The sequence below is a fragment of the Hymenobacter lapidiphilus genome (assembly GCF_003417065.2).
GTDB lineage: Bacteria > Bacteroidota > Bacteroidia > Cytophagales > Hymenobacteraceae > Hymenobacter.
Window position 1 is genome coordinate 22122 of sequence record NZ_QVLT01000015.1, and the last position, 19328, is coordinate 41449.

The 19328-nt window shown below is 58.1% G+C and carries 19 protein-coding genes; 12 read left to right on the forward strand and 7 right to left on the reverse strand.

Going from position 1 to position 19328, the window contains the following annotated elements; genetic code table 11:
• Positions 1-64 precede the first annotated feature (64 nt).
• The 7 genes from hisB (at position 65) to D0N36_RS10565 (ending at position 6032) form a co-directional block, all read left to right on the forward strand.
• The gene (hisB, locus tag D0N36_RS10535) at positions 65-1180 is read left to right on the forward strand and encodes a bifunctional histidinol-phosphatase/imidazoleglycerol-phosphate dehydratase HisB (RefSeq protein ID WP_116941355.1); all 1116 of its coding nucleotides are present in this window, start codon (positions 65-67) and stop codon (positions 1178-1180) included.
• 220 nt (positions 1181-1400) lie between these two features.
• Complete coding sequence (hisH, locus tag D0N36_RS10540; protein ID WP_116941356.1) at positions 1401-1994, forward strand: imidazole glycerol phosphate synthase subunit HisH; 594 nt, start codon at positions 1401-1403, stop codon at positions 1992-1994.
• A gap of 154 nt (positions 1995-2148) precedes the next feature.
• Complete coding sequence (gene hisA / locus D0N36_RS10545) at positions 2149-2865, forward strand: 1-(5-phosphoribosyl)-5-[(5-phosphoribosylamino)methylideneamino]imidazole-4-carboxamide isomerase (RefSeq protein WP_116941357.1); 717 nt, start codon at positions 2149-2151, stop codon at positions 2863-2865.
• 45 nt (positions 2866-2910) lie between these two features.
• On the forward strand, positions 2911-3669 hold the full coding sequence (gene hisF / locus D0N36_RS10550) for an imidazole glycerol phosphate synthase subunit HisF (protein WP_116941358.1): 759 nt from the start codon (positions 2911-2913) through the stop codon (positions 3667-3669).
• A gap of 125 nt (positions 3670-3794) precedes the next feature.
• Positions 3795-4433 (forward strand): bifunctional phosphoribosyl-AMP cyclohydrolase/phosphoribosyl-ATP diphosphatase HisIE, encoded by a 639-nt coding sequence (gene hisIE, locus D0N36_RS10555; protein WP_116941359.1) that lies wholly within the window; start codon positions 3795-3797, stop codon positions 4431-4433.
• Between the two features lie 109 nt (positions 4434-4542).
• Complete coding sequence (locus D0N36_RS10560; protein WP_116941360.1) at positions 4543-5328, forward strand: glycosyltransferase; 786 nt, start codon at positions 4543-4545, stop codon at positions 5326-5328.
• Positions 5329-5339: 11 nt separating this feature from the next.
• Positions 5340-6032 carry a lipid-A-disaccharide synthase N-terminal domain-containing protein gene (locus tag D0N36_RS10565; protein ID WP_116941361.1) on the forward strand — a complete coding sequence of 231 codons (693 nt, stop codon included), beginning with the start codon at positions 5340-5342 and terminating at the stop codon, positions 6030-6032.
• Positions 6033-6087: 55 nt separating this feature from the next.
• On the opposite strand, the gene D0N36_RS10570 is transcribed toward D0N36_RS10565, so the two are convergent.
• A complete protein-coding gene (locus tag D0N36_RS10570) occupies positions 6088-7065 on the reverse strand; it encodes a GDP-mannose 4,6-dehydratase (protein WP_116941362.1) in 978 nt (325 codons plus the stop codon).
• 320 nt (positions 7066-7385) lie between these two features.
• Here D0N36_RS10570 and D0N36_RS10575 point away from each other — a divergent pair, with 320 nt between their 5' ends.
• Positions 7386-8180, forward strand: a complete 795-nt coding sequence (locus D0N36_RS10575; RefSeq protein WP_190242618.1) for a glycerophosphodiester phosphodiesterase — start codon at positions 7386-7388, stop codon at positions 8178-8180.
• A 268-nt stretch (positions 8181-8448) separates the two neighbouring features.
• Here D0N36_RS10575 and D0N36_RS10580 read toward each other — a convergent pair whose 3' ends face one another.
• The 6 genes from D0N36_RS10580 to D0N36_RS10605 form a co-directional block, all read right to left on the reverse strand.
• Complete coding sequence (locus tag D0N36_RS10580; RefSeq protein WP_116941364.1) at positions 8449-9459, reverse strand: hypothetical protein; 1011 nt, start codon at positions 9457-9459, stop codon at positions 8449-8451.
• A gap of 1127 nt (positions 9460-10586) precedes the next feature.
• The gene (locus D0N36_RS10585; RefSeq protein WP_116941365.1) at positions 10587-11726 is read right to left on the reverse strand and encodes a tetratricopeptide repeat protein; all 1140 of its coding nucleotides are present in this window, start codon (positions 11724-11726) and stop codon (positions 10587-10589) included.
• Between the two features lie 95 nt (positions 11727-11821).
• Positions 11822-14419: a DNA gyrase subunit A gene (gene gyrA, locus D0N36_RS10590; RefSeq protein WP_116941366.1), complete on the reverse strand. Its 2598-nt coding sequence runs from the start codon at positions 14417-14419 to the stop codon at positions 11822-11824.
• Between the two features lie 214 nt (positions 14420-14633).
• Entirely contained in the window at positions 14634-14891 is a 258-nt protein-coding gene (locus tag D0N36_RS10595; RefSeq protein WP_147320833.1) for a hypothetical protein, read from the reverse strand.
• A 50-nt stretch (positions 14892-14941) separates the two neighbouring features.
• A complete protein-coding gene (locus tag D0N36_RS10600; RefSeq protein ID WP_190242619.1) occupies positions 14942-15658 on the reverse strand; it encodes an HAD family hydrolase in 717 nt (238 codons plus the stop codon).
• 87 nt (positions 15659-15745) lie between these two features.
• Entirely contained in the window at positions 15746-16423 is a 678-nt protein-coding gene (locus D0N36_RS10605) for an HD domain-containing protein (protein ID WP_116941368.1), read from the reverse strand.
• Between the two features lie 147 nt (positions 16424-16570).
• Between D0N36_RS10605 and parS the strand changes: the two genes are divergently transcribed.
• From parS to D0N36_RS10625, 4 genes are all read left to right on the forward strand, one after another.
• Positions 16571-17017: a type II RES/Xre toxin-antitoxin system antitoxin gene (gene parS / locus D0N36_RS10610; RefSeq protein ID WP_242478874.1), complete on the forward strand. Its 447-nt coding sequence runs from the start codon at positions 16571-16573 to the stop codon at positions 17015-17017.
• Between the two features lie 104 nt (positions 17018-17121).
• Positions 17122-17574, forward strand: a complete 453-nt coding sequence (locus D0N36_RS10615) for an RES family NAD+ phosphorylase (RefSeq protein ID WP_116941370.1) — start codon at positions 17122-17124, stop codon at positions 17572-17574.
• 302 nt (positions 17575-17876) lie between these two features.
• The gene (locus tag D0N36_RS10620; RefSeq protein ID WP_116941371.1) at positions 17877-18449 is read left to right on the forward strand and encodes a fasciclin domain-containing protein; all 573 of its coding nucleotides are present in this window, start codon (positions 17877-17879) and stop codon (positions 18447-18449) included.
• A gap of 195 nt (positions 18450-18644) precedes the next feature.
• On the forward strand, positions 18645-19289 hold the full coding sequence (locus D0N36_RS10625; RefSeq protein ID WP_116941372.1) for a flavin reductase family protein: 645 nt from the start codon (positions 18645-18647) through the stop codon (positions 19287-19289).
• Positions 19290-19328 lie beyond the last annotated feature (39 nt).

A 19328-nucleotide genomic window follows, 5' to 3' on the forward strand; every position in this document is an offset into this window, starting at 1 on the left:
AGTGGTAGAGTTACTGCAACAAGCGGACGCCAGATAAAGCATGACAACGACTTCTAACTAAATAATGAAAAAAGTACTCTTCATTGACCGCGACGGGACCATCCTCGTCGAGCCGCCGACGGATTTTCAGGTGGACGCGCTGACGCGGGAGAAATTTCAGTTTGTGCCCGGCGCCATTACCGGCCTGGCGCGCATTGCCCGCGAGCTGGACTTTGAGCTGGTGCTGGTGAGCAACCAGGACGGCCTGGGCACCGAGAGCTACCCCGAGGCTACTTTCTGGCCCGCCCACACGATGATGCTCGACGTGCTGCGCTCGGAAGGCGTGGAGTTCGTGCGCGAGCACATCGACCGGAGCTTTCCCCACGAAAACCTGCCCACCCGCAAGCCGGGCACAGGCATGCTGCAGCGGTACTTGGGCGAAGCCAGCGGCTACGACCTGCCCAACTCGTTCGTTATCGGCGACCGGCTCACCGACGTGGAGCTGGCCCAGAACCTGGGCTGCCAGTCCATCCTGCTCCAGCCGGAAAGGGAGGGGGCCAACGACCGCGCCGCCCTCACGACGATGAGCTGGGAGAAAATCTACCAGTTCCTGCGGCTGCCCGCCCGCACCGCCGTGGTACAGCGCGACACGAACGAGACTAAAATACGCATCGAGCTTAACCTCGACGGCCAGGGCCGGCCCCAGATGCATACCGGCCTGGGCTTCTTCGACCACATGCTCGATCAGCTCAGCAAGCACTCGGGTGTGGATATGAAGATTGAAGTGCAAGGCGACCTGCACATCGACGAGCACCACACCATTGAGGACGCGGCCATTGCCTTGGGCGAAGCCTTCAACCAGGCCCTGGGCGACAAGCGCGGGCTGGCCCGCTACGGCTTCCTGCTGCCCATGGACGACGTGCTGGCCCAGGCCGCCATTGACTTCTCGGGCCGGCCCTGGCTGGTGTGGGATGCCGAGTTCAAGCGCGAGAAAATAGGGGATATGCCCTGCGAAATGTTCTACCATTTCTTCAAGAGCTTCGCCGATGCCGCCCGCTGCAACCTCAACATTAAGGCCGAGGGGCAGAACGAGCACCATAAGATTGAAGCCATTTTCAAGGCCGTAGCCAAGGCCATCAAAATGGCCCTCGTGCGTGATGCGGGTCGCATGGAAATACCCAGCACCAAAGGCATTTTGTAGGTTACTCATTTGTTTATACAAATGAGTAAGGATGTGAACGGCACTCGTAAGCTCTTCAGATAGAGCGGCAAGCCTACCGGCCTCCCGTCAGAAATTACATCAGTCACTTCTGGCGGGCGAGCTTCAGCGAGCTTGAAATGCTGGGGCTGAGGCGAAGAAACTTGCTTACACAAATGTTAAAACAAATGGATAAACCCGCTTCACAATCGAATATATTTAAATGAAAATAGCCATAGTTGACTATAAGGGAGGCAACGTGCAGTCGGTGCTGTTTGCCCTGGAGCGCCTGGGAGTGCAGGCCACACTCACTGCCGACCACGACGTACTGCGCCGGGCCGACAAGGTCCTGTTCCCTGGCGAAGGCGAGGCGGCCTCAGCCATGCGGGAGCTCAGGGCCCAAGGCCTGCACGAACTGCTGCCGACGCTGACGCAACCCTTCCTGGGTATCTGCCTGGGCATGCAATTGCTGGGCCGCCACACCGAGGAGGGTGGCGGTACTGACATGCTGGGTATTCTACCCTTCGATGTGGTGCGCTTCACGGCCGCCGGGCCGGAGCACAAAATCCCGCACATGGGCTGGAACAATCTGCAGCAGCTGCGCAGCCCATTGTTCGAGGGCCTGCAGGCTGATGACTTCGTGTACTTCGTGCACAGTTACTACGCGCCGGTGGGCGACTACACCATTGCCGAGGCCGAGTATCCCGCACCCTTCAGTGCCGCGGTGCAGCACAATAACTTCTACGCCGTGCAGTTCCACACCGAAAAGAGCGGCCCCGTCGGCACCCGCATCCTAGAGAACTTCTTGAAGCTGTAAAGCTGGTACCGAAAGAACGGTGTCATGCTGAGCCTGCCGAAGCATCTCTACCGCTTCGTAGTATTTATTCAACGAAGCGGTAGAGATGTTTCGGCAGGCTCAGCATGACGAACTGAAAGCTAAGCGCGAAGCACTATCAACTAAGCATCAACCAATGGAAATCATTCCCGCCATCGACCTCATCAACGGCCAGTGCGTGCGCCTGACGGAGGGCGACTTTGCTCAGCAGACCACCTACGACTCCGACCCGCTGGCCGTGGCCCAGCGCTTCGAGGCGGCCGGCGTCAAGCGTCTGCACCTCGTCGACCTGGATGGGGCCCGCGCCAAGCAGCCGGTGAACCTGCCGGTGCTCGAACGCATTGCCCGCCACACTAACCTGCAAATCGACTTCGGGGGCGGCCTGCAGAGCGAGGAGGCCGTACGCGCTGCCTTCGACGCGGGTGCCCGGCAGATTACGGCTGGCAGTATTGCCGTACGCGAGCCCGAAACGGTGAGCGGCTGGCTGACTACGTTTGGGGCCGACCGCATCATCATTGGGGCCGACTACCGCGACAACCACATTTCCATCAACGCCTGGGCCGAGCAGAGCGAGCGGACCCTGCGCGAGTTCGTGGAGAACTACCTTGCCGCTGGGGCCACCACCTTCATCTGCACCGATGTAAGTAAGGACGGTAAGCTCCAGGGGCCTTCGCTGGCTACGTATACCGAGTTGCGTCAGCAATTGCCCGCTGCCGAGCTCATTGCCAGCGGGGGCGTCACGACCATTGCCGATATGGAGGTGCTGGCCGCCATCGGCATGCACGGCGCCATTATCGGTAAGGCCATCTACGAGGGCACCATTACGCTGGAGCAGCTGCGGCCCTGGCTGTAGCGGTTGGTTTGTCCTTTTGTTATTCTGTCTTGCCTCACTCCGCAAATGCTGACCAAACGAATCATTCCCTGCCTCGATATAAAGGACGGCCGCACCGTGAAGGGTGTGCAGTTTGAGGGGCTGCGCGACGCCGGCGACCCGGTGGCGCTGGCCGCTCGCTACGCCCGCGAAGGCGCCGACGAGTTGGTGTTCCTCGACATCACGGCCACCAACCAGAAGCGCGCCACGCTAATAGCCTTGGTGCGCGAGGTGGCCCGCGAGCTGGATATTCCGTTCACGGTGGGCGGCGGCATTGGCTCGGTGGCCGATGTGGAGGCGCTGCTGCTGAACGGGGCCGATAAGGTGAGCATCAACTCGGCGGCGCTGGCTCGCCCCGAGCTCATCAACGAGCTGGCCGCCCGCTTCGGTAGCCAGTGCATTGTGGTGGCCGCCGATGCCCGCTACCATGCCGCCGACGGCTGGCAGGTGTACACCCGTGCGGGCACCAACAACACCGGCCGCGACGCGGTGGACTGGTGCCGCGAGGCCGCCGACCGGGGCGCGGGCGAAATCCTGCTGACTTCGATGAGCAACGACGGCACCAAGGACGGCTTTGCCCTCGACATCACCGGGGCCGTTAGCCTGGCCGTCCCCATCCCGGTTATTGCCTCGGGCGGTGCGGGTTCTAAGCAGGACTTTACCAACGTTTTCCAGCTGGCCCGCGCCGACGCCGGTTTGGCCGCCAGCATCTTTCACTTCGGCGAAATTGGCATCCGCGAGCTGAAAGAACACTTGCGCCAGGACGGAATTCCGGTTCGGCTATAGGGAAGTATTGAGTAGGCAAGTATTGAGTATTGAGTTGAGAAGCGGCAGAGTAACTGTTGGTACTTCTCATCTGATGTTCGAGAACGACACTCAATACTTAATACCAACTACTCAATACTATACAGATGGATTTTGCCAAAATGCCCGATGGGCTGATTCCCGTGATTGTGCAGGATGCTGCTACGGGCCAGGTGCTGATGCTGGGCTACCAGAACGAGGAAGCGCAGCGCGTAACCCGCGAAACGGGCCGCGTCACGTTCTTCTCGCGCTCCAAGCAGCGCCTCTGGACCAAGGGCGAAACGTCGGGCAACTACCTGACCGTGGTGAGCGAGCACGAGGACTGCGACCAGGACGCGCTGCTTATCCGCGCCACTCCCGACGGGCCCACCTGCCACCGCGGCACTACCAGCTGCTTCGAGCAGCCCAACCAGACGGCCTACCCGGCCCCGGCCGTGGGCTTCATCGCGGAGCTGGAGCGGCTGGTGCAGCGCCGCCATCAGTTTCCCGACGAAGACCCCAACTCGTATACTGCCTCGCTTTTCCGCAAGGGAATGCCCAAAATCGCCCAGAAAGTAGGGGAGGAGGCCGTCGAAACCGTTATTGATGCGGTGGGCGGCAACGTGGCGGGCCTTAAGGGTGAAGCCGCCGACCTGTTGTACCATTTGGTGGTCCTGCTGACGGCCTCGGGTTTGTCCTTGGAAGACGTGGTGGCCGTGCTACGCGAGCGGCACAGCACCATTTCGGGGGGCGTGCGGCGCGAGTAAATTCGCCACCCGAGTAAGCTGCCCCAGCCATTGGACCACAGTTGCGTAACCAGAAACTCGTTTCGGCAGGGTCTGCGTACCTTGCCGCCCCTCTTCTCAGCCGTTCTGTATGTCCGTTTCCAACCCCGCCTATCTGTCCCAGCAAAGCCTGACGGTGCTCGTGCCCGTCTATAATGAGGAGGAGAGCCTGGGGCAGTTCGTTATCGAGATGGACAAGTTTCTGGCCCTCACGCCGGTGCCGACCACGGTGCTGTTCGTGAACGATGGCTCGACCGATGGCTCGCTGGCGCTGTTGCGGGAGGTGTGTGGCAGCAAGCCGGGCTACGAGTTCATCAGCCTGAGTCAGAACCAGGGGCTCAGCACGGCCATCAAGGCCGGCATCGACCACGCCCGCACCACGCTCATCGGTTACATCGACTCCGACATTCAAACCACGCCGCTCGATTTTCTGGGCTTCTTCGAGTTCTTTCCCGAGTTCGATATGGTGAACGGCATCCGGGCCAAGCGCCAGGACACGCTCGTGAAAAAGCTGTCGTCGAAGCTGGCCAACGGCGTGCGTCGCACGCTCATCAACGACGGCATTCAGGACACGGGTTGCCCGCTCAAAATCATTAAAAACGACTATGCTCGCCGGCTACCGCTGTTCCACGGCATGCACCGATTTTTAGGGGCGCTGGTGCAGCTGCAGGGCGGGCGCGTGAAGCAGCTGCCGGTGCGCCATTTCCCGCGCTTTGCGGGCACGGCCAAGTACAACCTCTGGAACCGGGCCTGGAAGCCGCTGGTCGACACGTTCGGCTTCCGCTGGATTCGCTCGCGCTGGAAGAACTACGAAATCGGCGAGCAGCACGTTGGTGCCCCGGTTGTGCCGGCCGCGCCATCAGGCGCTACTCGTTAAGCGGCCCGGCGATGCTGAAGTTACCAACGCTGCTGACGACGGCCAATATGGCGCTGGTTATCGGGCTGGTGTCGCAGCTGCTGTTTTCGAGCCGCATCGTGCTGCAATGGATTCAGAGCGAGCGGGCCCGGCGGGTGCTGGTGCCCACGCTGTTCTGGCAAATCAGCCTGGTTTCGTCGTTTCTGATGATTATCTATGGCTTGCTGCGCCACGACCCGGTGATTCTGGGGGCTCAGCTGATCAGCTATGCTATTTACGTGCGTAATCTTCAGCTGCTGGGCGAGTGGGGCAAGCTCCCCGCCGGGTTCCGGGTTGCAGCCTACGCCTTGCCGGTGGCGCTGCTGAGCTGGTTTGTGGCCGGCAACCGTCATTTCAGCCTCCGGGCCATGCTGGGCACCGAAATACCGGGCGGGCTGCTGGTGCTGGGCACCGTGGGCCAGGCCATTTTTCTGCTGCGATTCGTTTATCAGTGGATTTATTCTGAGCGCCGGGGCGAATCGAGCCTGCCCCTAAGTTTCTGGGTTATCAGCCTGGTCGGCTCACTCCTGATTCTGACCTACGCCATTATGCGCCGCGACGTGGTGCTGCTGATTGGCAACGTTTTCGGTACGGTAGTCTACGCCCGCAATATCGTGCTGTTGCGCCGGCAAGGGCTGGCCCCGTCTGGCAGCCCCTCCGAAGCCGGTCCGCCACTGGAGCGCTAGGTGTACGCCGAACGGAGTAGGGGCGGGGCTTAGCTGCGTACCCTACCTCGTGCTGCTAATTTTCCAGCGGTTGTTCTGCCAGCCAGTCCACGAAAGCCCGCAGGCCGTGCTCTAGGTTGGTCTGCGGCGAATAGCCCAGCAGCTGTCGGGCTTTGTTGATGTCGGCGTAGGTTACGTCTACGTCGCCGGGCTGCATGGGCCGGAATTCCAGGCGCGGCTCCACGTCTGCGGCTCGGCCTACGGCGTCAATAAGGTCCAGCAGTGACACGGGCTGGTGGTTGCCCAGGTTCAGGGTTTCGTACACGCCGTGGTGCGTCAGCAGATACTGCACGCCCCGGGCAATGCCGTCCACCGTATCGAGCACGAAGGTGTAGTCGCGGGCCGTGCTGCCGTCGCCGAACACCGGAATGGCCTCCTCAGCCTTTAGCAACCGCACAAATTTATGGATGGCCAGGTCGGGCCGCTGCCGGGGGCCGTACACGGTGAAGAAGCGCGCATTGAGCACATCGAGCCCGTAGAGGTGGTGGTAAGTGGCCGTGAGCTGTTCGCCACTGAGCTTGGAGGCCGCGTAGGGCGAGATGCAGCTGGCCAGCAGGTTCATGTCCTCGCGGAAAGGCTGCTCGCGGGTGTTTCCGTACACGGAGGAGGAGGAGGCAAAAAACAGCTTCCCAATGTCGCGCCCCCGCATCCATTCCAGCAGATGGGCCGTGCCGAGCACATTGTTTTCGAGGTAAGCGGCCGGCAGCTGCACCGAGGGCCCCACGCCGGCTTTGGCGGCTAGGTGCACTACTACGTCCATCGGGTCGGCGGGCAGCGCGTCCACCAGTGCGTCGGGGCCGTGGCGTAGGTCGGTTTCGTGGAAGCTGAAGCGCGGGTGCGCCCGGCAGGCGGCCAGGTTGCGCTCCTTGAGGGCGCGGGCGTAGAAGGGGTCGAAGTTATCGAGGCCGATAACGCGGTGGCCGTCGTGGAGCAGGCGTTCGGCCAGGTGTGAGCCTATAAAGCCCGCGCAGCCGGTAATCAGAATTGAAGCCATGAAAAGAGGCAGGAGAATGTCAATCGGGACCCGTAGGGGTAGTTGGGCAAATGTAATCCGAATTCGGGGTCCGGCGGTTGCTCTTTGCTCGCCGCTGCTACTGCCTTGTGCGCTGGAGGTAGTATGCGGCACAATACCTGTAGCTTTCAGCTGCACCGCAAGCGAACCTAAAACTGGCTCTGTTGCTACCCGCATTCCAGTAGCTACCAGTCAGTCCTTGCTACTATCGTCTATACTACGCTATGTCTCTGCGTTTATTTAAGCGGCCGTCCTCGGCCAGTTCCGGGCTACAGCGGCGCCTCTACGGGGCCGCATGTTCTATGATGCTACTCCTGCTGCTGATCAACTGCCCAGCTCTGAGTCAGGTCCGGGCCGGCTGGCAGGCGCCGGTGCCTTTGGTTGAAGGGCCGTTGGCCATTGGGCATGCGGGCTCGGGCTTTCTCACACAGTTTCGGCCCTTCAACCCGTTGCCGCCCAGCAGCAAGCAGAGTGTTCGGCGGGCTCTGGCCCGTGGGGCCGATGGAGTGGAGGTAGACGTGCGCCTGAGCCAGGACAGCGAGGCCATCCTCTACCACGATTCTCAGCTCGAATCGATGACGACCGGCACGGGTTGCGTAAGCCAAACCCCCGCCCGGGCCCTCACCCAACTCGACTATCGGGTCAGCTGGCCCTATCGGTGGTTTCAGCCCTACGAGCAGGTCGGCCGGCTCGATAGCCTGCTGGTTTATCTGAGAAAGCAGCCCAATTTCCCCTATCTGCATCTCGACCTGCACGAAGACGACCTCTGCGCCACTCACGTACTGGGGGAAGGGCTGATCAGGGAAGGTATTCTTATTGGCAGCACGCTGGCTATGGTCCTGAGTATTATCGTGCTGGTCATGCCGGCCTACCCGCGTTGGGAGGGCCGCCGTGATATAACCGGGCGGCGGCATATGCGGGAGCTAAGGCAGCTTCCGGGTCTTCGGGGGGTGGGGGAGTGGTACAGTCTCGATACACTGCACGTTAAGCAGGTTTGGGCCGCCGGGCAGGCTGTACCTATCTGGCATCCTACTACAACCCAGCTGTCCTCACTGGCCCATCCTATAGTTGTTGTATCGGGCCGGCCAGCCGAGTAATGGATACCATAATGTTTTTCTATTTTATATAACTTAACATAAGTAATAAACAGTCATGTATGTGTTGATCTCAGGAGTTGTAGGAGCAGACTTCCCGTAATGGCTCTCCATTTAAAAACCGAACAGGATCTGCACATTAAATCCGCCAGTATGTGGTGTTTTAGAGGGTCAGATAGTGCTCCTTGGGATATAAACAGTTCGGGCTTACCCTACCGCACATCACATGGGGTAGGGTAAGCCCGAACTGTTTACTGTCTGATATAACCGACTATTCGGTCAGCTGACGCTTGATCTTGTTTAATAAGGCCTGAACCAGCTCCAAATCATCCACGTGCTCAATGGTCAGGTGTGTGTTCAACCCAGGACCGTGCAGATGGATAGCGAATGTATTGGTGGGTATGGCAGCATCCTGTGGTGCTGATGTTACTCCTTTGTCGCTCGTAGCGGTCCGGAGTGGGTCAGCATTGGCTGCTTGTGTTTCTACAGGCCGTGGCTGGTCTTGAGGCTCGGTAGGTACAAAGGTCGAAGGTCGTACGATGGCTGGGGCATCGGTGGTAATTACAGAAGCTGTGGTTCTAGGCTGATCCTCTATATCGTCCGTGTCTAATCCAAATAGGCTGGACACGGCATCCGGGAGGCGTTGTACCTGGGTGCCCTGAGGTACAAATGCCGGTTCCGCCGATATACCGGATACCTTGGTATCCCGGGCAGGTGGTTGGCCAGCACTATCCACCATCGATTGAAATCGGCTTAGTGGTAGTTCGGCACTGGCTAGTTCTCGGCGTGGCTGTTGCTGAGCGGCTAGCTGATCGATATCGGCAATCATATTTTGCTCATTGAGGACACCAACCATGCGTGCACCATCTATAAAGGACTTCGTTACCGCTTGGGCATTGATTTCCTCCACGCCGAATTCACGTACCAGCATCACGTCGAACATGTGCACCGGTAGCTCACGGTTCCTAAACTTGCGGCAGATCTGCGTAAACAGGGGTGGGTGCAGGAACGCCTCGCGCTCGTAAATACGCTCTTCCTGTTTATCGTAGGCATTTTTAATGCGGCGAAACAGATTGGTTGTAGTCAGCAATTCCCGCTTGCTAGTCAAGAGACCAAACTTAACCGCCGAGCCTATGATGGCCTTAAAAGACCCACTCACCTTGCGGTTTAACTTACGGGCTGCTGTGTCGATAGCACATTTGCCACCAGTGTCGTCAACAACTTCAGCAACTTCCCATGCGCTCTGATAAGATGTGCGCGGGTAGTCAATAGTCTTAGGCATAAAGAAGGGAAATGGACGGTAGTATGAAGTCGGGAGCAATAATAAACAAAATAAATAAAAACAGTATTAATAAGTAGTATATAGTATATAAAATTATTACTTTCTTGGACTTTTTATGCTTTTTTTTACCATATCTGTTAATTATTACTACTTTATCTAATTACACTAAACGTATAATAAATACCTTCTATCGTAGGAGCCAGCGGGGCGGGAGGAGAGGTTAATTTAGTGCTACGCGGCTTTCTTCATGCCTACAACTGCTCAACAAGACAAAGTTGCCAAGCAACCAATATTAAGAGCACGCTATTGGTAAAGACCTATCAGAAGCCCTGAAACAGAAGGCTTATCAGATGCTGATGAGATTTTACATTTCAAACAGGGGTGAGGATGCATCTTCTCTCCGTGAGCAGACGGCCTGGCTATATATTACAAGGCTTCCGGTTTAGCCATTGTGTTATCAGCTGTTCACCAATCTAGGCCACCCAAAAGCAACGGGTGGTCCATCAAGACCAACAAAGACAACTCAGATTAGGAAGCTATAAACAGCCAAAGAATATCATACAATATCCTTTTACCATTCCCGACAGATTCGATGCAAGCAGTACATTAGTTCGTGCGCCCATTGACACGGATCCATAACAACAGCCATGCTCTCGGGAATAACACACACCTCATGAGCAGCTCACGCATCTTCAGCCGCATCAGATTCTGTCAAACCAAGCACGGCCGCCACATACAATGCACGAAGCCGTATGATTTGCTCAGGCAAGACCGGGCGGCACAATTGGCAGACTGCCCGGAAAGAGCTATTTCAACCGATGCAATCTGTGCGTGACAGTAGTTGCGGATGCTCCACTCGGTCTTGCCTGAGATATAGATTTATGTTATATAGGTCACGACCAGAACAAACTCTGATACTGCAGATCTATGGGCGGCACGCTAGGGACGATACCAACTAAGGGCAAGCTAATACACCTTTTGGGCGTACCATTTTCCGTGTCATATTTTGTCTTATAATTTATATTATGTTAAGTGATGTGTATTGAAATGTGGCCGACTATATAGCCGGCCACATTTTGGGTCTCCCCTCTACTTGATTATTGAGCTAAACAGAAACCCGACTGTCCTTACTTTACTGCATCCAACTTGGTCGACATTCGCTGCGAATCAGCTTTACGATCCAAACGCAGATACACTTTCTGTAACGCGCTCATCGTGCCGCGGTCGTCGGGCTGCACCTCCAGCGCCTTCTCGAAATACGGCAGCGAATCCTGAAAGAACTTCTTGCCCTCTATTTCCAGCTTCTTTCCCGACTTCTGGTATTCCGCCAGACTCATTTTGCTGGCCCGGGTATAGAAGTCAGCGGCCTTGTTGTAATTATAGATGCCAAGATTGAAGTTGGCGTCGAAGTTATTTGGGTCTATCTCCACAGCCTTCCGATAAGCAACCAGCGCTTCAGCCGGCTTTTTGTCAGTGTCGAGAATCGAGCCTTTCACCGCGTAAAGGTTCGAGTTGGTCGGATCGGCTACGATGGCCCGGTCGATTTTCTCAAGTGCTTCTTTACCGCGGCCTGCGCTCAAGTACATATTCAACTCTTCCAGCATAAAGCCCTTGTTGTTGGGATATGCCTTCAGCGCGTCCTGCACTACTTTCAATGCGGCGGCATCGTCTTTCTGCTGCCGGGCAATCTGCAGCATCCGGCCGTACATCTGGGTCGACTGGTAACCGATACCCTGTAGCTTGCCATACATTTCCTTGGCGCCGGCAAAATTCTCGTTCGCTTCAGCAGCATAGGCAGCGTACAGATACGCCGTTGTATCCTGGGGCTTGATCTGCTGGGCCATCCGATAGGCGTCCATTGCCTTCGCAAAGTCTTTGCTATTGTAGCTTTCTACACCGGCGTTCAGGGCCATACCGTACAGGCCGTCGAGCTTGGCCTCGGCCTGCTTGCCATACTCACCATCCTTACCGTCCAGGCTCAAGGCTTTCGTGTAAGCTTCAAAGGCAATTTTGGCCCCGTCTTCGGTACCGAGGCTTTTCTTATAGATGGGGCTATTCACCATGCTCTCGTAGATTTCGCCCCGGGTAAACCAGGTTTTGGCCTTACCCGACGTTTTTTCGTTGGTAACAGCCTTATCGATTTCCGTCTTAGCCTTGTCCAGCGTACCCTGGCGCTGGTAAAGAATAGCGTTGGTAACGGCCGAGTTCTGGGCCGAGGCCGTGTGTAGGGCAGCGGCGGCCACAAGCGTTAAAAGAACTTTCTTCATGAGAGTTGGGTGAAGAATCTGCAGTTTAGTGGAAGGAATTATAGCGCAAACGGCAGAACTTCCGGGGAAGTTCTGCGTCGCAAGTTAACAGTTGCTTAGTTAGCGCTGAGCGTGTCCGGGTCGGTCAGTTCCGTCAGGTCGTCGTCCGGGGCAGCGGCGGCCGGCAATTCGGCCGGGGCACTACCGTTGGGCTCCGCTCCTTCCAGCAACCCCGCATCCGCCTCAAGCTCCTCGATTTTCTCTTCGGCCGCCACTTTGGCCACTGACGAAATCTCGTCGCCGTTGCTGATTTTCAGCAGCCGCACACCCTGGGTGGCGCGACCGATGCTGCGCAGCTCACTCATCCGCAGGCGAATGGTGATGCCCGACTTGTTGATTATCATCAGGTCGTCGGTGTCGTCTACGGCCTTGATGGACACGAGCTGACCGGTTTTGTCGGTTAGCTTCATGGCCCGCACGCCTTTACCGCCGCGGTTGGTGATGCGGTATTCGTCGAGCGGGCTGCGCTTGCCGTAGCCATTCTCCGACACTACCAGCAACTCCTGCTCGCTCTCCTTATCGAGGCACACCATACCTACCACCCGGTCGCCGCCGGGGAGGTCGTCGGCCAGGGTGATGCCGCGTACGCCGGCAGCAGTGCGGCCCATCGAACGCACTTTGTGCTCGGGGAAGCGGACAGTACGGCCCGAACGCAGCGCCAGTACTACCTCATCGTTGCCATTGAGCAGCTGTACATCGAGCAGCCGGTCGCCTTCGTTGATGGTAATGGCGTTGATGCCGGCCGTGCGGGGACGCGAGTAGGCTTCGAGCGGGGTTTTCTTCACCGTGCCCTGCTCGGTGCAGAACATGAGGAAGGTGTTGTCGAGGTAATCGGGGTCGCGCAGGCCGCGCACGTTGAGTACCGAGCGAATGTTGTCCTCCCGCGGAATCTCAATCAGGTTCTGGATCGGACGGCCCTTGGTGTTCTTACCGCCTTCGGGCACCTCGTACACTTTCAGCCAGAACACCCGGCCGGCCTCCGTGAAGAAGAGCAGGTACTCGTGGGTGGTGGCCACAAACAGGTGCTCCGTAAAGTCATCCTGCTTGGAAGCGGCGCCGCGGGCTCCTACCCCACCGCGGCCCTGGCTGCGGTATTCGTCCAGCGCAGTGCGCTTGATGTAGCCTTCGCGCGAGATGGTGATGACCATTGCCTCGTCGGCAATCATATCCTCCATCGAGAAGTCGCCGCCGGCGTACTCAATCATGGTCCGGCGGGCGTCGCCGTAGCGTTCCTTTATTTCGGCCAGCTCTGTGCGGATGATGTCACGCTGCATGTCCTCGGAAGCCAGTACGGCCTTCAGGTGGTCTACCAGGGCCATCAGCTCGTTGTACTCGGCCACAATCTTGTCGCGCTCCAGGCCGGTAAGCCGCTGCAGACGCAGGTCGAGAATGGCGCGCGCCTGCACTTCGCTCAACGAGAAACGCTCGATGAGCTGCCCACGAGCTACTTCGCCGTCGCGCGAACTGCGGATAAGGGCAATAACTTCATCCAAATGGTCAAGCGCAATCAGCAGGCCTTCCAGAATGTGGGCGCGCTTCTGGGCTTCGGCCAGCTCGTAACGGGTCCGGCGCACCACCACGTCGGCGCGGTGCTCCACGAAGTAATGAATCAGCTCCTTCAAGTTAAGCGTCATCGGGCGGCCCTTTACCAGGCACACGTTGTTGACGCCAAACGAGCTTTGCAGCTGGGTATACTTGTAGAGGTTGTTGAGCACCACGGTGGGCATGGCGTCGCGCTTGAGGTCGTAGACGATGCGCATACCGTCGCGGTCTGACTCATCGCGCAGGTCGGAGATGCCCTCAATTTTCTTGTCATTGATGAGCGCGGCCGTCTTCTCGATCATCGAGGCCTTGTTCACCATGTAGGGAATCTCGGTGATGACGACCTGCTCCTTGCCGGTGCTGGTGGTTTCGAAGTGGGCCTTGGCCCGCATTACCACCCGGCCCCGGCCGGTTTCGAAAGCTTGCTTAACCCCCTCGTAGCCGTAGATGGTACCGCCGGTAGGGAAGTCGGGGGCCGTAACGTGCTCCATGAGCTCGGCAATAGTGATATCGGGGTTAGCCAGATAGGCCACAATACCGTCCACTACTTCCGTCAGGTTGTGGGGCGCCATATTAGTGGCCATACCCACGGCAATACCGGTAGTACCGTTTACCAGCAGGTTGGGGAACTTAGCTGGCAGCACCGACGGCTCCTCCAGGGAGTCATCAAAGTTGGGCTGGAAATCCACCGTATCCTTATCAAGGTCGCCGAGCAACTCGTCGGCCAGGCGCTTGAGGCGGGCTTCGGTGTAACGCATAGCGGCCGGCGAGTCGCCGTCGATGGAACCGAAGTTACCCTGGCCATCAACGAGCGGGTAGCGCAGGCTCCACTCCTGGGCCATGCGCACCATAGTGTCATACACGCTGGAGTCGCCGTGCGGATGGTACTTACCCAGTACCTCACCCACAATACGGGCGCTTTTCTTGTGTGCTTTATTGTAGGAAACGCCCAGATCGGACATCCCGTAGAGCACGCGGCGGTGCACGGGCTTGAGGCCGTCGCGCACATCGGGCAGCGCCCGGGAGATGATAACCGACATCGAGTAATCGATGTAGGCCCCGCGCATCTCATCTTCGATGTTAATCGGAATGATTTTTTCGCCTTCCGCCATAGGGAGCTTATAGTCGGCCGGTAAATCTCCGGGTAAAGGAGGAGCTTACCGGCCCGTGAAAATGAACTTCGTTGAAGCCTGCAAGATACGCAAAAAAGCCCGTTTTATCTAGCCTGAAAGGCTCTTTCAACCACCGTTGGGAGCTCCCTTACCAGCGTAGCAGCAGCGCCTGTCGCGCCCAGGTTTAGGCAGCTCAGCACAACCGCCAATCCGCTTAGTCGTTGATGGTGCGGCTCCGATCGTTTTTGCGCTTCACGTCATCGGGCTTGTACACCTTGATTTTCTCGCCGATGGCCGGGTTCTGCTTTTTCCAGAGCGGCTGCCCGCGGAACTTGGTGCCGTTGTGTAAATGCACCTTGCGGGTGTGGCAGGACTGCATGGGACAGGTGCGGCAAGACGAAACGGCCAGCAAAGCCCCTACCAGCAGAGCTGGCAGACGTAAACGGGAAAGCAGCAGACGAAAAGTATTCATTGGAGTAAAGGTACCAAATATGACGAAGCGAAGAAGGCGCACGGGCGCTTTTAGCGAGGGGCTGATGCTGTTAGCAGCCTATAGACCTGCTCCAACGGTTCGAGGCTACCCAGTTCGGCTACCCCCGGCAACGGCCGACTGACGCCCCCGCGGTTGAGCCATACCGGCCGGATGCCCACGGCCTGGGCCCCCACCACATCGGCCACCCAGTTGTCGCCCACCATCACGGTTTCGGCTGGCCGGCCCTGCAGGCGCTGCAGGGCCACGTGGTAGATGGCGGGGTCTGGTTTGAGCACGCCAACGGCCTCCGACGTAATCAACGCATCCACCAGCCCGCTCATTCCCAGATAATCGAGCTTCTCTTCTTGCTCGCTCGTGCGGTTGTTGGTAACTACGCCTATCCGGAAATCGGGCTTGAGCCGCCGCAGCAGCGCCAGGGCCCCGGCCACCGGCTGCCGAAACTGCCGGTAATGGCCGTAGTGCTCCTCGGCCAGCCCAGCTAGGCTACCGGCCGTAGGGGCCGCCTCGTAGGGCTCGAGCAGTTGCCGGAACCGCAACTCGCGCGCCGTCAGGTAATCCAGCTCGCCGCGCATCACCCGCGGGTGCATCTCTTCCAGCAAGTCGCTGTAACGCATGTACAGCGTATCGGCCGGCACCTCGCGCAGACTGGCGCGGCCAGCTGCCGTGGCCGCCAGCGCCGCCCGGGCCGTGGCCGTGTGGTCGTAGAGCGTATCGTCTAAGTCGAAGAGGATGGTGGTAACAGACATATTTTTTAGCTGTTGGCTGAGAGCTTTTAGCCAACAGCTCATCGTTGAACGAAGCTAACGGCTAGCAGCCGTTAGCTAAAAGCTCCGTTAAGACTGCACGTCCTCCCCTTCCCACTCGCGCAGAAACTGCTGCAGAAACTGCTCCATATAGGCGTGGCGCTCCTCGGCTACCCGGCGGGCGGCGGGCGTGTTCATCCGCTCCCGCAGGTGCAGCAGCTTTTCGTAGAAGTGGTTGATGGTGGGGGCCGTATTCTGCTTATAGCTCTCGAACGAGTCGTGGCTGACGGGTGGCACGGCGGGGTCGTGCAATTGGCGGTTTTTATGGCCCCCATAGGCGAAGGCCCGGGCCACCCCAATGGCCCCAATGGCATCGAGCCGGTCGGCATCCTGCACCAGTTCGCCCTCCACGCTGCTCATGGGCGTGGGCACGCCGAGGCCCTTAAAGCTGATTTCGCGGATGATGGCCTCTACCCTATCCATTACGGCTGGCGTGGCTTGCTGGCTCGTCAGCCAGACGCGGGCGGCGCGCGGGCCAACTTCTTCGTCCCCGCCGTGGAACTTCCAGTCGGCCACATCGTGCAGCAAAGCCCCCAGCTCGGTTACCAGCAAGTCGGCTTCGGGGGTTTGGGCGGCCAGCCGGCGCGCTACCTGCCACACCCGGCGGATGTGCTCCCAATCATGGCCCGTGCCCTCATGGAGGAATTTTTCGCGGATGAAATCGACCGTGGCCGCAATGAGTTGGGAATCGGCAGCAGAAAGTGACATAGAAAGAAAGCGGATAAGAGAGGTTCCGGGCAAAAGTAGGCTGAACCAGTTGAGCCAGCCATAGGAAGAGTTGAGGAATTATTGATCCGATGCCGGAGTTTCACGTATATTGCCTTCAGATGACGCTTTAATATTCCGCAAATGACTATGGTTCGTAGTACTTCCGTGGCCGACATGGTAGCCCTGATGGGTGGCCCGGCCGTAATTCCGCAGCTCGTGCGCAACGAGATGGACCTGCTGGGCGTGGCCATAAAGGGCCTGTCGGTGCAGGCCGTGCGGGCTTTACAGCGCCACCTGGGCTTCTCCAACAAGGAGATGAGCGCGGTGCTGGGCGTATCGGAAAGCACCCTTACGCGGCGCGAGCAAAGCCAGAAGCCCCTAACCCTCGACGAAAGCGAGAAGGCCATTCAGCTCTCGGCCGTGCTGGCCAAGGGCATGGAGGTATTCGAAGAGGAAGCCGATCTGCATTTCTGGCTCAACTCCCCCATACCCGCCCTGGGCGGCCAGAAACCCAAAGACCTGCTCTACTCGGTTATCGGCCGCAGTCAGGTGCACGATATTCTGGGCCGCATTGAGCACGGACATTTTTCCTGAGCTTTTAGCTGAGAGCTATTCGCTGTTAGCTCCCGTTCATTCAGTCGAAAACAAGTCGGCCCGAAAAGCTAACAGCTCTCAGCTAATGTCCAACAACTCAAATCATGAAGCTTTACCGTTTGGGCAAGGCCCCTTATATATCGGATACTTCGGGAAAGGGCGGGCTATACTATGGGGGGCGCTGGCATACGGTAGGGCGGCAGATTCTGTACACGGCGGAACATTTGTCGCTGGCGAAGCTGGAAGTGCTGGCCAACTCGCCGGTGCTGCCGCGCCACTACTTCGCCCTCACGCTGGAAATCCCCGACGATACGCCGTTTCTGGAGTACAGTCCGGCGGCGCTGCCCGCCAACTGGCAGCAGGTGCCCTACCCCGCCGATCTGGCCGAGCTGGGCCGGGCCTGGCTGGAGGCGGGCAGCCACTGGGTGTTGCGCGTGCCCTCGGCCCACGCCCCGGCCGAGTGGAACTACCTGCTCAACCCCCTGCACCCCGACCATAGCCGGCACCTGCGCGTGCTGAGTATCGAGCCTCACCCCTTCGATGAGCGGCTGAAATAGGGCTTCTCCTGATTTGGGGTTGTGGGGCGGCTTATCCCATAGCTGGTAATTCGGGCCGTGGTACGCCGGTTGTAGGATTCGGGAATCGTATACCCATTATGATGCGATAATTCCGGGCATTTATTTCCTATAATGATCAATATTTACTTTACTGACAGGTGATGTATTAGCTGACTTTTACAATCAACATATTTAGTTTGGTATATTATTTTTTGTTGCTGTAAATCCGGAGAGCGGCAAAGGGGCGTAAGTGGGGTCAGATTGTTTCAAAACGTCTCTTCTACATTCCCTCTTTACTTCCGATGAAAAAGCAACTTCTTTCCCTCGCTTTCGTGGCCCTGTTGGGCGGCGCTTCCGCTACCACTGCTTCGGCCCAGGCCAAGATGACGCCCAACACCGTAATGGTTGGTGGCATGGCCATGTACCCCAACAAGAACATTGTTGAAAACGCGGTCAACTCCAAAGACCACACCACACTGGTAGCCGCCGTAAAGGCCGCTGGGCTGGTAGAAACCCTGCAGGGTAAAGGTCCCTTCACGGTTTTCGCCCCCACCAACGCCGCTTTTAACGCCCTGCCCGCCGGCACCGTTGAAACGCTGGTAAAGCCTGAGAACAAGGCCACGCTCACCAAAATCCTGACCTACCACGTGGTTGCCGGCAACATGACGGCCGACAAGATTATGGCCGCCATCAAGGCCGGCAAGGGCACGGCCACCATCAAAACCGTGAGTGGCGGCACGCTCAAGGCCATGATGAACGGCCCCAAGAACGTGGTACTGCAGGATGAGAAAGGTAACGTATCCAGCATCTCCACCTACGACGTTATGCAGAGCAACGGCGTAATTCACGTAATCGACAAAGTACTGATGCCCTAACTGGCACAATATTTTTAATTAAATAAGCCCGCCCCGATATATTTTATATCGGGGCGGGCTTATTTAATTTCAATAAAAGCAAGTTGCAAATCAACCCATTTATTGCGGAAGGCAAAGCCAGCAACCCATGCCACCTGTGACTTTTACGGGCCGTCGTGGTTACCCTCACTCCCACCATCCAATACCTTCCGCTGCATGCGCCACTTTACCGCCGCCGACCTCGGCCAACTCGAAAAGGTTTACCGCCTCAACCTCATCAACGCCATTACGGGCTTCAAGCCGGCCAACCTGCTGGGCACGGCCGATACCGTGGGGCGCACCAACCTGGCCATCATCAGTTCGGTAGTACACCTGGGCTCCAACCCGGCGCTATTGGGCCTGATTATGCGCCCGCCCACCGTGGAGCGCCATTCCTACGACAACATCCGGGCGACCGGCTGCTACACGCTAAACCACGTGCACGAGGGTATCATCAAGGCGGCGCACTATACCTCCGCCAACTTCCCGCGGGAGGTTTCGGAGTTTGATGCCTGTGGCCTCACGCCCGCGTACCACGACGATTTTTCGGCGCCCTACGTGCAGGAAAGTCGCCTGCAAATCGGGCTGGATCTACTTCAGGAAGTGCCCATCGAGGCCAACGGCACGGTGATGCTCATCGGCCGGGTGCAACATCTGTATCTACCCGACACGCCCGGCGTACTCCGCCCCGATGGCTCGCTCGACTTGGCTGCTGCCGGCACCGTGGCCCTCAGCGGCCTCGACACGTACTACGAGGCCCGCCCGGTGGTCCGCTACGGCTACGCCCGCCCCAACCAGGAGCTGGAGAAACTGGATATGTAGGGCAGTATGGACTGGCATTCTTCCTTCGTCGGAATAACA

What these genes read in the sequence shown, in the direction of transcription:
- hisB (WP_116941355.1), top strand. Translation starts at nt 65, where the DNA reads ATGAAAAAAGTACTCTTCATTGACCGCGACGGGACCATCCTCGTCGAG.
- hisH (WP_116941356.1), top strand. Translation starts at nt 1,401, where the DNA reads ATGAAAATAGCCATAGTTGACTATAAGGGAGGCAACGTGCAGTCGGTG.
- hisA (WP_116941357.1), top strand. Translation starts at nt 2,149, where the DNA reads ATGGAAATCATTCCCGCCATCGACCTCATCAACGGCCAGTGCGTGCGC.
- hisF (WP_116941358.1), top strand. Translation starts at nt 2,911, where the DNA reads ATGCTGACCAAACGAATCATTCCCTGCCTCGATATAAAGGACGGCCGC.
- hisIE (WP_116941359.1), top strand. Translation starts at nt 3,795, where the DNA reads ATGGATTTTGCCAAAATGCCCGATGGGCTGATTCCCGTGATTGTGCAG.
- D0N36_RS10560 (WP_116941360.1), top strand. Translation starts at nt 4,543, where the DNA reads ATGTCCGTTTCCAACCCCGCCTATCTGTCCCAGCAAAGCCTGACGGTG.
- D0N36_RS10565 (WP_116941361.1), top strand. Translation starts at nt 5,340, where the DNA reads ATGCTGAAGTTACCAACGCTGCTGACGACGGCCAATATGGCGCTGGTT.
- D0N36_RS10570 (WP_116941362.1), bottom strand. Translation starts at nt 7,065, where the DNA reads ATGGCTTCAATTCTGATTACCGGCTGCGCGGGCTTTATAGGCTCACAC.
- D0N36_RS10575 (WP_190242618.1), top strand. Translation starts at nt 7,386, where the DNA reads ATGATGCTACTCCTGCTGCTGATCAACTGCCCAGCTCTGAGTCAGGTC.
- D0N36_RS10580 (WP_116941364.1), bottom strand. Translation starts at nt 9,459, where the DNA reads ATGCCTAAGACTATTGACTACCCGCGCACATCTTATCAGAGCGCATGG.
- D0N36_RS10585 (WP_116941365.1), bottom strand. Translation starts at nt 11,726, where the DNA reads ATGAAGAAAGTTCTTTTAACGCTTGTGGCCGCCGCTGCCCTACACACG.
- gyrA (WP_116941366.1), bottom strand. Translation starts at nt 14,419, where the DNA reads ATGGCGGAAGGCGAAAAAATCATTCCGATTAACATCGAAGATGAGATG.
- D0N36_RS10595 (WP_147320833.1), bottom strand. Translation starts at nt 14,891, where the DNA reads ATGAATACTTTTCGTCTGCTGCTTTCCCGTTTACGTCTGCCAGCTCTG.
- D0N36_RS10600 (WP_190242619.1), bottom strand. Translation starts at nt 15,658, where the DNA reads ATGTCTGTTACCACCATCCTCTTCGACTTAGACGATACGCTCTACGAC.
- D0N36_RS10605 (WP_116941368.1), bottom strand. Translation starts at nt 16,423, where the DNA reads ATGTCACTTTCTGCTGCCGATTCCCAACTCATTGCGGCCACGGTCGAT.
- parS (WP_242478874.1), top strand. Translation starts at nt 16,571, where the DNA reads ATGGTTCGTAGTACTTCCGTGGCCGACATGGTAGCCCTGATGGGTGGC.
- D0N36_RS10615 (WP_116941370.1), top strand. Translation starts at nt 17,122, where the DNA reads ATGAAGCTTTACCGTTTGGGCAAGGCCCCTTATATATCGGATACTTCG.
- D0N36_RS10620 (WP_116941371.1), top strand. Translation starts at nt 17,877, where the DNA reads ATGAAAAAGCAACTTCTTTCCCTCGCTTTCGTGGCCCTGTTGGGCGGC.
- D0N36_RS10625 (WP_116941372.1), top strand. Translation starts at nt 18,645, where the DNA reads ATGCGCCACTTTACCGCCGCCGACCTCGGCCAACTCGAAAAGGTTTAC.